This is a genomic window from Brachybacterium sp. (assembly GCF_036379615.1).
Classification (GTDB): domain Bacteria; phylum Actinomycetota; class Actinomycetes; order Actinomycetales; family Dermabacteraceae; genus Brachybacterium.
Map to the genome: position 1 here is coordinate 27,124 of NZ_DASVGJ010000033.1, position 11,128 is coordinate 38,251.

General features: G+C 71.5%; 10 protein-coding genes. 3 read left to right on the top strand and 7 right to left on the bottom strand.

Going from position 1 to position 11,128, the window contains the following annotated elements; translation table 11 throughout:
* Position 1: 1 nt before the first annotated feature.
* On the top strand, positions 2-1,267 hold the full coding sequence (locus tag VF289_RS05595) for a DUF993 family protein (RefSeq protein WP_330881945.1): 1,266 nt from the start codon (positions 2-4) through the stop codon (positions 1,265-1,267).
* Complete coding sequence (locus VF289_RS05600; RefSeq protein WP_330881947.1) at positions 1,264-2,100, top strand: sugar phosphate isomerase/epimerase family protein; 837 nt, start codon at positions 1,264-1,266, stop codon at positions 2,098-2,100. Before VF289_RS05595 ends, VF289_RS05600 begins: the two co-directional genes overlap by 4 nt.
* A 74-nt stretch (positions 2,101-2,174) precedes the next feature.
* Here VF289_RS05600 and VF289_RS05605 read toward each other — a convergent pair whose 3' ends face one another.
* From VF289_RS05605 to VF289_RS05635, 7 genes are all read right to left on the bottom strand, one after another.
* On the bottom strand, positions 2,175-3,518 hold the full coding sequence (locus VF289_RS05605) for a GntP family permease (RefSeq protein ID WP_330881949.1): 1,344 nt from the start codon (positions 3,516-3,518) through the stop codon (positions 2,175-2,177).
* Between the two features lie 155 nt (positions 3,519-3,673).
* Positions 3,674-4,798: a LacI family DNA-binding transcriptional regulator gene (locus tag VF289_RS05610; protein ID WP_330881951.1), complete on the bottom strand. Its 1,125-nt coding sequence runs from the start codon at positions 4,796-4,798 to the stop codon at positions 3,674-3,676.
* 205 nt (positions 4,799-5,003) lie between these two features.
* Positions 5,004-5,996 carry a hydroxyacid dehydrogenase gene (locus VF289_RS05615; RefSeq protein ID WP_330881953.1) on the bottom strand — a complete coding sequence of 331 codons (993 nt, stop codon included), beginning with the start codon at positions 5,994-5,996 and terminating at the stop codon, positions 5,004-5,006.
* Positions 5,993-6,775: a sugar phosphate isomerase/epimerase family protein gene (locus VF289_RS05620; protein ID WP_330881955.1), complete on the bottom strand. Its 783-nt coding sequence runs from the start codon at positions 6,773-6,775 to the stop codon at positions 5,993-5,995. Before VF289_RS05620 ends, VF289_RS05615 begins: the two co-directional genes overlap by 4 nt.
* A gap of 320 nt (positions 6,776-7,095) precedes the next feature.
* Positions 7,096-7,533, bottom strand: a complete 438-nt coding sequence (locus tag VF289_RS05625) for a hypothetical protein (protein WP_330881957.1) — start codon at positions 7,531-7,533, stop codon at positions 7,096-7,098.
* Between the two features lie 180 nt (positions 7,534-7,713).
* Positions 7,714-8,421, bottom strand: coding sequence for a CE1759 family FMN reductase (locus tag VF289_RS05630; protein ID WP_330881959.1), 708 nt, complete (start codon positions 8,419-8,421; stop codon positions 7,714-7,716).
* Positions 8,422-8,640: 219 nt separating this feature from the next.
* A complete protein-coding gene (locus VF289_RS05635; protein WP_330881961.1) occupies positions 8,641-9,798 on the bottom strand; it encodes an LLM class flavin-dependent oxidoreductase in 1,158 nt (385 codons plus the stop codon).
* 306 nt (positions 9,799-10,104) lie between these two features.
* Here VF289_RS05635 and VF289_RS05640 point away from each other — a divergent pair, with 306 nt between their 5' ends.
* Positions 10,105-11,124: an isopenicillin N synthase family dioxygenase gene (locus VF289_RS05640; protein WP_330881963.1), complete on the top strand. Its 1,020-nt coding sequence runs from the start codon at positions 10,105-10,107 to the stop codon at positions 11,122-11,124.
* Positions 11,125-11,128 lie beyond the last annotated feature (4 nt).

An 11,128-nucleotide genomic window follows, 5' to 3' on the forward strand; every position in this document is an offset into this window, starting at 1 on the left:
CATGAGCGACCTGCAGCTGACCCTGCTGGACGAGGACGGCGCGCTGCGCACCCTCGCGCTCGCCGAAGCGGCCGCCTTCGCCCCGCCCACGGCGCCGCTGCGCTCCCGCGTGGTCTTCGCCGCGGTGCACGTGATCCCGCAGGTGCACGGGGACAACACCCCCGGCGCCCCGGCGGACATCGACTGGGAAGCGACCCTGGCCTTCCGGCGCACCATGTGGTCGCGCGGGCTCGGCGTGGCCGACGCGATGGACACCGCGCAGCGCAACATGGGCCTGGATCCCGCTGCGACGCGCGAGCTCATCGCCCGCACGGCCGAGGCCGCCCGCGCCGCGCTCGCCGATCCCGAGATCGCGGCGGTGTTCCCCGCCGGGGCGAGCGTGCGAGATCTCGTCGTCGCCGGGGTCTCCACCGACCAGCGCGGGGAGCACGAGCTCAGCCTGGACCAGATCGTCGAGGCGTACGTCGAGCAGCTGCGCGCCACCGAGGCCACCGGCGCCGGCGCCGTGCTCATGGCCAGCCGCCACCTCGCCCGCGCCGCCACCACCCCTGCCCAGTACGAGGACGTCTACCGCCGTGTGCTCGACGCCGCGACCGAGCCCGTCGTGCTGCACTGGCTGGGCACCGCCTTCGACCCGCAGCTCGAGGGGTACTTCGGCAGCGCCGATCCGGCTGCCGGGGCGGACACGCTGCTGCGCATCATCGAGGCGGACCCCTCGCGGATCCGCGGCGTGAAGATGAGCCTGCTGGACGACGCCGCCGAGATCGCCGTGCGCGAGCGCCTCCCCGAGGGCGTGCGCATGCTCACCGGCGACGACTTCCACTTCTCCCACCTCATCGTGGGGGACGGCACCGCGACGACCGAGCCCGGGGCCGCGCTGGCACCGGGGGAGTACTCCGATGCGCTGCTCGGGGCCTTCGCCGCCACCGCGCCCGCCGCGTCGGCCGCCGTGCAGGCGCTGGATGCCGGGGACGCCGCCGAGGCGCGGCGCATCCTCGATGCCTCCGAGGAGCTGGGACGCCACGTGTTCTCCGCCCCCACCTTCCACTACAAGACCGGGGTCGCCTTCCTGGCCTGGCTGAACGGCCACCAGAAGGCGTTCACGATGGTCGCCGGCATGCACAGCGCCCGCAGCCTCCCGCACCTCTCGCGCACCATCGAGCTCGCCGCCACCACCGGCAACCTCGAGCAGCCGGCCCTGGCCGCCGAGCGCTGGCACGCGATGCTGCGCCTGGCCGGGTACGCGATCGACGAAGGAGCGGCATGAGCACGCAGCGCCTGTCCCTGAACCGCTGGACCTTCCGCACCACGCCCCTGCAGGAGTTCCTCGAGACGACCGTCTCCCACGGGATCGATGCCGTGGGGCTGTGGCGCCAGGATGTCGCCGAGGTGGGGGCCGACGCCCTGCGCCGCCGGGTCGACGACGCCGGCCTGCGGGTGAGCTCGCTGTGCCGCGGCGGGTTCCTCACCGCCTCCGCCGAAGCGGACCGCGCCGCCGCGCTCGAGGACAACCGCCGGGCGATCGAGGAGACCGCCGCGCTCGGCGCCCCGACGCTGGTGCTCGTGGTGGGCGGCGTGGACCGCGAGGACAAGGACCTCGTCGGCGCCCGCTCCCGGGTCGCCGAGGCGATCGCCGAGCTCGCGCCCTACGCCGCCGAGCGCGGGGTGACCCTCTCGATCGAGCCGCTGCACCCGATGTTCGCGGCGGACCGCGCCGTGGTCTCCACTCTGGACCAGGCGCTCGACATCGCCGAGGCCTCCGGCAGCCCGGCAGCGGGCGTCGTCGTGGACACCTATCACGTGTGGTGGGACCCCTGCCTCGAGCGCGCCATCCAGCGCGCTGCGGCCGCGGGTCGCCTGTTCAGCTACCAGGTGTGCGACTGGAACCTGCCGCTCGCTGCCGAGCCCCTGCACTCCCGCGGCTACATGGGCGACGGCTACATCGACTTCCCCTCCATCACCCGCATGGTCGCGGCCACGGGCTACACCGGGGACATCGAGGTCGAGATCTTCAACGAGGACGTCTGGGCCACCCCGGCCGACGAGGCCGCGCGGATCATCGCCGAGCGCTACGAGCAGCTGGTGCTGCCGCACGCCTGAGGACTTCGCCGTGAGCGAGTGCCGTTGCCTCCGCGCCCGGCGCGCTCTGCGCGGCAGGGGCCGGAAGGAGCCGCTCAAACGATGAAGCCCAGCACCATCACCAGGGGCAGGGAGACGACCGATGCGATGGAGGTGACCATCGTCAAGGTCTTCAGGGTGCCTTGGGTGCTCAGGCCGATCAGCGACTTGAACATCCAGAAGAAGTTGCTGTTCACCTGCAGGGCGAACATCGCGCCCGAGGCAACGGCGAGGCCGATGACGATCGGGGAGACATCGATCGATCCCAGCACGGGGGCGATGATCCCGGCGGCGGCGATCGCGGCCACCGACACGGATCCGATCGCCAGGTGCAGCAGCGCGGCGATCGACCAGGCGAGCAGGATGCTGATGATGACGGGCGCGCCGGCGTCGGCCGTGAAGAGGCCGGCGAGGATCGCGTCGAGCCCCGTCTCCGCGATGACGGCACCCAGCGAGCCGCCGATGCCCGTGATGAGCAGGATCTCGCCGGTGGTGCGGAATCCCTTGCTCATCGCCTGGTTCGATCCTTCCGCCCCCAGGGCGCGACGGGCCAGCAGGTAGGCCCCGAGCAGGCCGACGAACAGGGCGATGTTGGCGTCGCCGATGAAGGCGATCGCGTCATGGGTGGCCCCGAACAGTTCGGCGAAGGCACCACCTGCGATCATCACCAGCGGCACGAGGATCGGCAGGAGGCAGACGATCAGCGGAGGCATCGTGGCCCGCGCCGCAGATGGCTCTTCGGTGTTGAGGGAATCCGTCGTCTCGTCAGCCGCTTCGTCGGCGGAGGGCTTCCAGTAGCGGCCGCGGAGCATGAGGCGGAAGATCAGCGTGGTCAGGATCGCGGTCAGAGGCCCCAGGATGATGCCGTAGAGGATCCAGGTCCCCAGCGGGATGCTCATCAACCCGGCGATGGAGACCGCGGCCAGTCCCGGGATCACGAAGACGTACCCGGCGAAGATCCCGGTCCCCAGGGCCCCGGCCATGAGCGGCAGTCCTCGCTGGCCGATCTGCGGGCCCGCGGACCGCACCACCGGGGAGGCCAGCACGACCTGGACGTCCACGTAGATCGACGGGAACACGGTCGACATCGCGGCGGTCAGCGCGTAGGGCAGTCGTCGACCGCCGACACCGTTGACCAGCAGCGTCACCATTTTCTGGAAGGCCCCCATCTCGTAGAGCAGGGAGCCGATGAGGACGCCGAACCCGATGAGCAGGCCGACCTCGGCCATGATGTCTCCGAAGCCGAGGGTGATCGCGCCGACGGTCTCGGTGAAACCCACACCGGTGGCGAGGCCGAGATACAGAGCCCCGATGATCAGGGCGATCACCGGGTCGAGCTTCGCCTTGATGATGAGGGCCACGATGCCGGCGATGGCGATCGCGGTGTGCAGGATGACCACGAGCTGCTCCTGGTGAGGTGCGAGGCGACGTCGCCGCATTGCCCCGACGCCATGACCGTGACAGTCTGCGGCACGGTCGGCTCATTTCCCCGGCGCTGCTTTCGCGTGTCGGGGACTGCCCGGCTGCATGAGCAGGAGGGCGGTGAGCGGGCGGGTCAGGCGCGGGCGGCCAGTGCTGTGGACTCGCGCAGCAGCACCTCGCCGCGCACATGCACCTCGGTGGCGGCCGCATCGCGAGCGGTCCTCGAGGGGGCGTCGTCCGTGCCGCTCGCCGCAGTGGCTCCGGCGGTGTCGGTGGTGTCCTCGTGATCCAGGACGAGGCGGTCGAGCACCCACTCGACGGCCTGGCGCGCCATGTCGTGCAGGGGGAGCGCGATGGTGGTGAGCGTGGGGTGCGAGTCCTCGCCGTCGGGCACGCCGCCGAATCCGGCCACGGAGACCGTGCCGGGCACGTCGATCCCACGTCGTCGCAGCTCCCCGAGCGCGCCGAGCGCCATGACGTCCGCCGGAGCGAACACGCACAGCGGCAGGTCCTCGCTCGCCGTCGTCGTGGCGAGGTGGTCCTGGATGCTCGCGGCCAGCGCGTAGCCGCCCTCGCGGGTCAGCCCGGCTTCGATGTTCAGCTCCGGCTCGATCCCCGCCTCGGTGAGCGCGGTGACGAATCCGCTGGTGCGGTCCGCGGCCGAGGGGATGCCGGCGATGCCCTGGACCACGGCGAAGCGCCGGTGACCCTCGACGATCAGGGCCGTGGCCAGCTCGTGCGCGGCGGCGGCGTTGTCGGGCACGATGGTGCGCCCCACGCCGACGGCCTGGCCCATGCCCACCACCTTGCCGCCGTTGCGGTCGAAGCCCTCCAGCAGGGTGCTGATCGCGGCGTCGGACTCGTTGCCGTAGCGGTGGGAGCCCACCAGAACCAGCGCATCGACCTGCTGGGCGATCAGGGAGCGCAGCGCCCGCACCTCGGTGTCGATCTCGCGGTCGGTCTGCGTGAGCAGCACCTGGGACTGCGAGGCGAACACCTGCTGCTGGACCTCACGGGCGATGGTCGCGAAATAGGGGTCGGCGATGTCATGCACGACCAGGCCGATCAGTCCCGAGCGGGAGCGGGCCAGGGCCTGGGCCTGGGCGTTGGGGACGTAGCCCAGCTTCGCTGCGGAGGCCTCCACCTTCTCGGCGACGGCCTTCCCGGGGATGCGGGAGGAGCCGTTGAGCACTCGGGAGGCGGTGGCCAGGGAGACCCCGGCGTCCTGGGCGACGTCGCTGAGGCGCACGGCGGGCATCGGGAGCTCCTTCTTCTCGGGGGCGCGGTCGTGACGAGGCGGGGAAACGCTGTCCCGACTCCGGCCAGCATAGCGAGGCGCCGATCACCAGGCGGGGCATACGGGTACTCCGGCGGCGTGACTTTCGTCCTCCGCCGGCTCGGGCCCCGCCCCTCCGAGATCGCTCCGGCGAGGAGGGGACCTGGCCCGGACGCGACGGATCGCCTCAGGCGGAGACGTCCCGCCGGGAGCCGTCGACCGGGAATCGCGGCGACTCGTCGGCGCCGAGCCGCCTGACCTCCTCGAGCGCCGCCTCGCCCATCCGATGCAGCTCATTGCCCTGCGAGCCGGCCAGGTGCGGGGTGATCATCGCCAGCGGCGCTTCCCACAGAGGGTCGTTGACGGCGAGGTCGTCGTGCACGTCGAGCACCGCAGCGAGGCGTCCGGAGACCACCTCCTCGCGCAGCGCATCGAGGTCCACCAGGGCGGGCCGGGCGGTGTTGAGGAAGGTGGTCCCCTCGCGCATCAGCGCGAGCAGCTCCCGGCTGACCATGCCCCGGGTGGAGGGGACGTCCGGGGCATGCAGGCTCACCACGTCGCTGCGCGCGTAGAGCTCCTCCGGTTCCACCTTGGTCGCGCCCAGCGCCGCGATCTGCGAGGCGTCGGCGAAAGGGTCGGTGATCAGCACCTCGAGGTCGAAGTGTCGCAGGTGCTCTGCCACCAGCACACCGATGCGGGAGGCGCCGATGAGGCCGACGACAGCACCGTAGTTGCCGATCCCGGGAGCGAAGAGAGTCGCCGGGCGCAGGGTGCGGTCGCTGCGGTAGCGGTGCTCCTGGGCGAGGGAGCGCTTCCCGGCCAGCAGGATCTGGGCGAGGGTGAACTCCGCGACCGGGACCGCGTTCACCTCCGTCGCCGAGGTGACCACCACGTCGCCCCGGTCCCACACGGCGTCGGTCACGACGTGGCGCACCGTCCCGGCGGTGTGGACGATCGCCCGCAGCCGGGGCAGGCGCGCGAGCGCCGCGGCGTCGACAGGGCCCGAGCCCCAGCCGGTGAGCAGGACCTCCACCTCCGCAAGGTCGTCGTCGGCGGCGTCGGCGAGATCGGGGACGGTGCGCTCGGTGTCGATCACGGCCAGGGTGCGCAGCCGTGCGAGCTGGGCCTCATCGAACATGCGGTGCTGCAGCCCCGCGGGCATCGCCAGCAGTGCTCTCATCGGGCGGCCTCCTCGCCGGCGGTGATCAGGGTGCGCAGGGCGTCCGCCTCGCGGCGCAGCAGGGAGGGGTCGTCCTCGGGGACGAACTCGAGCAGGGCGTCGCGGTCCGAGCCCTCGGCGGCCAGGATCGCGAACGCTCCCTGCCAGAGCTCCGCCCGCTCGGCCAGCGGCAGCCGCTGATGACCCGGCCACCAGGAGAAGATGTGGATCGTGGAGGTGCGGGGCAGCACCTGGTGCAGGGTCTTGAGCGCCGCCGCGACCCCCATGTCCTGGTGGGGCTGCCAGTAGGAGAGCACGGTGTCGCGGTCGATCTGATCCAGCAGACGCAGGGTCGAGCCGATCCCATCGGTCAGGGTGCCGCCGTGGAACTCGAGGCCGACGTCGATGCCGTGCTCCGCCGCGCGGTCCGCGAACTCCTGGATACGACGCACGATCAGGGCGCGCTCCTCGTCGGTGACGTCGGCCGAGCCGGTGCCGCCCGCCCAGACCCTAATCCGCGACGCACGGAGGGCACGGGCGGCATCCAGCACGGCCTGTCCCTGAGTGCGGACCTCCCCGTCCGTGCCGGTGAATCGCAGGTAGGAGCCGTAGGAGGCGACCGCGAGCCCCGCCTGCACGGTGAGGGTGCGGGCATGCTCGGCGGCGGCGGCATCACCTGGCGGGACATGGACGTCACCGGCCCATTCGATGCACTCGAGGCCGGCGGCCGCGGCATGGGTGACGACGGATTCGACGTCGAGGTCGCGGAAGGTGACGGAGCAGAGCCCGGGGCGGATCATGCGTCCTCCGATCGGCACGGGAAGCGTTTGCCACAGCGTACGGCACCATCGTAGCAGGTCACCGGCACAGCAGGGCGCAGACGGGCGCGTGGCCGGTGGGCGTGGATCCGCACATGAGGGACCTCTCATGATCCTCTGTTCCTGATCTCATCGACTCGGGATGTACTGCTGGTCGGGAAGCCGGGCTCCACCGAGGCATCGGCCCCGCAGCGCGCACCCGGTGAGGTGGGCGCGCCGAGGGAGGATGAGCACATGAAGAGGAAGACGGTCTGGACCGTCGTGGCCGGCGCCGGCGCCGCCGCACTGGTCCCCGGAGCCGCCTACGCACTGGTCGCCAGAGGTCCGTCGATGCCCACCGAGGGGCCCGGGATCGGGAACGGCGAGCTGGGCGCCTCGGTCGGGGATCCGACCGCAGAGCCGACGGACGAACGGGTGACCGGCCCTGACCCGGCCGACAGCGAGCCGGCCGATGCGAAGGCCGCCGGCGCCGAGGAGTCCGACGACGCCGCGTCCTCGCACGGGAAGCCGGCCCCGCACCAGGTCCCCGCCGTCGAGGCGATGGCGTCGGCGTCATCGCCCGTGATCCCCTCCGCGCTCTCGGCGGTCACCGCGGTCTCTGTGGCATCCGCTCCGTCGGCGCAGTCTGCGGCCCCGGCACCGAAGCGCTCGAGCACCTCCTCGACGGGATCGTCCTCCTCGAGCACGCCGAGGTCGTCGAACACGACGTCGTCCTCGAGCACGCCGACGCCGTCGAGCACGAGTCCGGCTCCGACGCAGAAGGTGCAGTCGGCGCCCTCCGCGCAGTCAGCGCCCTCTGCGCAGTCGGCACCCAGCCCGGCGACGCCGGACTCCCCGCCCTCCGCGCCCAGCCCCGACTCCCCGCAGTCCGCGGACGACGACGACTGATCCCGGACTGACTCCCGACTGACTCCGAGGGGTCAGTCGCGGCCGAGCAAGGTCCCCATCGGGACGAAATCGGCGAACTCGGGATCCAGCATCGGCGCGGAGGACGACCGGCCGGCGACCGCATTGCTGGCGTCGGACCCGTAATCGGCGTCGGCCGTCTCCGGTGCGACCTCGCCCAGTCCTGCCCGCAGCATCACGGCGAGTTCTGCGGCCGCACGACGCACCCGCACCGTCAGCGGCTGCTGATCGGCCTGGCCCTCGGTGTCCGCGCCGAAATCCGCCGAGGCCGCGAACACCACGGTGGGGGCCACCTCAGCCTTCAGGTAGCCGAACATCGGCCGGATCGCGTAGTCGATCGCGAGAGAGTGTCGGGCGGTGCCGGCGGTCGCGCCCAGCAGCACCGGCTTGCCCTTCCACAGCTCCATGTCGACGGCGTCGAAGAAGGTCTTGAACAGGCCCGAGGGGCCGACGTTGAAGACCGGGGCGACCGCGATGATCGCGTCCGCCGCGCGCACGTGCTCGATCACCCTCGCGAGGCGCTCGCTGGGGAAGCGCGTGAGCAGGGTGTCGGTGATGTCGTGCGCGTACTCGCGCAGCTCCACCGTGGTCACCTCGACCTCGGCGCCGTCACGGCCCAGCGCCGCCGCGGACTCGCGAGTGAGCTGATCGGTGAGCATCCGGGTGGAGCTGGGGGTGGAGAGCCCTGCGGTGAGGGCCAGGAGGCGGTACGTGCGGGTCATGGGGAGATCCTCTCGGCGAGGTGCGAGGTGCGAGGTGCGAGGTGCGAGGTGCGATGGGGCCTGGGCCTGGGCCTGGGCGTGGGCCTGGGTGGGGTGAGTGGTACGAAGCGGGGGGAATGAGGGGTCCATTCCCCCCGCTTCGTGACACTCAGGGGTGTGGGCGCGGGGCCTCGGGGCCTCGGGCCCTCGGGGCGGGGGCTGGGCGGGGTAGGGCTCGCCTCAGCGGCGGGCGTCCTCGGCGCGCAGGCCGGTCCAGTTGTCGCCGGTCTCGAACTTGTACGCGTCGTCGAAGGCGCCGTGCTCGGCGGTCGCGGCGGCGACGCGAGCGGCGTGGGTGGGGGCCTCGGGGACGTCAGCCGGCTTGCGGGCCTCGAGCTCACGGCGCAGCACGGGGACCACCTCGGTGCCCAGCAGCTCGATCTGCTCGAGGACCGTCTTCTGCGGCAGGCCCGCGTGGTCCATGAGGAACATCTGGCGCTGGTAGTCGCCGACGTTGTCCGCCATGATCAGGTAGCGCTCGATGACCTGCTCGGGGGAGCCGACGGTCAGCGGGGTCTGCGCGGTGAAGTCCTCCATCGAGGGGCCGCCGCCGTAGACGGGGGCGTTGTCGAAGTAGGGGCGGAACTCGGTGATCGCGTCCTGGGAGTTCTTGCGCATGAACGCCTGACCGCCCAGGCCCACATAGGCCTGGTGGGCCGCGCCGTGGCCGTAGTGCTCGTAGCGCTCGCGGTAGAGCTGGACCATCTGCTTGGTGTGGCTCATGGGCCAGAAGATGTTGTTGTGCAGGAAGCCGTCGCCGTAGTACGCGGCCTGCTCGGCGATCTGCGGGGAGCGGATCGAGCCGTGCCACACGAACGGGGCCACGCCGTCCAGCGGGCGCGGGGTGGAGGTGAACTGCTGCAGCGGGGTGCGGAAGTTCCCCTCCCAGTTCACGACGTCCTCGGTCCACAGTCGGCGCAGCAGGTCGTAGTTCTCGATCGCGATCTCGACGCCCTTGCGGATGTCCTGCCCGAACCAGGGGTAGACCGGGCCGGTGTTGCCGCGGCCCATCACCAGGTCCACGCGGCCGCCCGTGAGGTGCTGCAGCATCGCGTAGTCCTCGGCGATCTTCACCGGGTCGTTGGTGGTGATCAGCGTGGTCGCGGTGGAGAGGATGATCCTCTCCGTCTGCGCGCCGAGATAGGCCAGCGTGGTGGTGGGGGAGGAGGTGACGAAGGGCGGGTTGTGGTGCTCGCCGATCGCGAAGACGTCCAGGCCCACCTGCTCGGCGAGCTTGCCCTGCTCGATCATGGACTGCAGGCGCTCGTTCTCGGTGGGGACCTTCCCGGTGGTGGGGTCCGGGGTGATGTCGGCGATGGTGAAGATTCCGAACTGCATGGCAGGCGCTCCTGGAGTGGTGGTCGGGGCCTCGGGAGGGGAGTCGGGCGGCCGTGGAGCCCGTTCCGGCGAACCCTCCGAGATTGCTTCAACTTTAAACTACCTAGCGACGGGGCGCAACTCCGCGGTGACGCACGTCGCCGCATGACACTGTGGTTCATGGGTGGAAATCTTTGTTAATGTCTCCCCATGGCTCTACTTATGGTGCGTCGTCTCGTCGCGGACCTGACGCGGGCGCGTGCAGACCGGTGTCCTGCGGCGCATGCGCGCTGACACCTCGCTGCCCCCACGACCAGGAAGACCCCCATGACCACGACATCGCTGTCCCTGCCCGTCCTCGACCTGTCCCTCGCCCGTGACCCCGCCGCTGCGGAGGAGTTCCGCACCTCCCTGCGGGAGGTCACGCACGACGTCGGCTTCTTCTACCTCGTCGGCCACGGCGTGGACCCCGAGCTCGCCCCGCGCCTCATCGACGTGGCCCGGCAGTTCTTCGCCCTGCCCGAGGCGGAGAAGCTCGCCATCGAGAACACGCTGAACCCCCACTTCCGGGGCTACACACGCATCGGCGGAGAGCGCACGCAGGGGAAGGTCGACTGGCGCGAGCAGATCGACGTCGGCCCCGAACGCGACCCCCTGCCCACCGGGCCCGGCCACCCGGACCACAACGTGCTGCAGGGCCCGAACCCGTGGCCCGCCGCACTGCCCGAGCTGCGCACCGTCCTCACCGCGTGGAACACGGCGATGGCCGAGGTCTCCGACCGGCTCCTCGCCGCCTGGGCCCAGTCCCTGGGGCAGCGGCGCGACGTCTTCGCCGACGCCTTCGGTGATGCGCCCGCCTCCCTGACGAAGGTGGTGCGGTACCCCGGCAAGGCGCCCGACGGCACCGAGCAGGGCGTGGGGTGGCACAACGACTTCGGTGTGCTGACCCTGCTGCTGGTCGAGCCGGGAACCCGCGGCCTGCAGGTCGAGCACGAGGGCCAGGCGCTGGACGTCCCGCCCGTGGAGGGTGCGCTGATCGTCAACATCGGCGAGATGCTCGAATGGGCGACCGACGGCTACCTCAAGGCCACCCGGCACCATGTGCTGGCCCCGCCCGTCGGCACGGACCGCATCTCCGTGCCCTACTTCCACAACCCCTCCCTCGATGCCGTCTTCCCCAGGATCCAGCTGCCGCCCGAGCTGGCCGCCCGGGCACGGGGCGTGACCGCCGACGCCGACGAGGACGAGATCCTCGCCGAGTACGGTCTCAACGCGCTGAAGAGCCGTGTGCGCGCCCATCCGAACGTGGTGGAGGCGCACCACCCCCACCTGAGGAGGACTCGATGAGCCG

Coding starts and splice junctions, on each gene's coding strand:
- VF289_RS05595 (WP_330881945.1), top strand. CDS start 2: ATGAGCGACCTGCAGCTGACCCTGCTGGACGAGGACGGCGCGCTGCGC.
- VF289_RS05600 (WP_330881947.1), top strand. CDS start 1,264: ATGAGCACGCAGCGCCTGTCCCTGAACCGCTGGACCTTCCGCACCACG.
- VF289_RS05610 (WP_330881951.1), bottom strand. CDS start 4,798: ATGCCCGCCGTGCGCCTCAGCGACGTCGCCCAGGACGCCGGGGTCTCC.
- VF289_RS05615 (WP_330881953.1), bottom strand. CDS start 5,996: ATGAGAGCACTGCTGGCGATGCCCGCGGGGCTGCAGCACCGCATGTTC.
- VF289_RS05620 (WP_330881955.1), bottom strand. CDS start 6,775: ATGATCCGCCCCGGGCTCTGCTCCGTCACCTTCCGCGACCTCGACGTC.
- VF289_RS05630 (WP_330881959.1), bottom strand. CDS start 8,421: ATGACCCGCACGTACCGCCTCCTGGCCCTCACCGCAGGGCTCTCCACC.
- VF289_RS05635 (WP_330881961.1), bottom strand. CDS start 9,798: ATGCAGTTCGGAATCTTCACCATCGCCGACATCACCCCGGACCCCACC.
- VF289_RS05640 (WP_330881963.1), top strand. CDS start 10,105: ATGACCACGACATCGCTGTCCCTGCCCGTCCTCGACCTGTCCCTCGCC.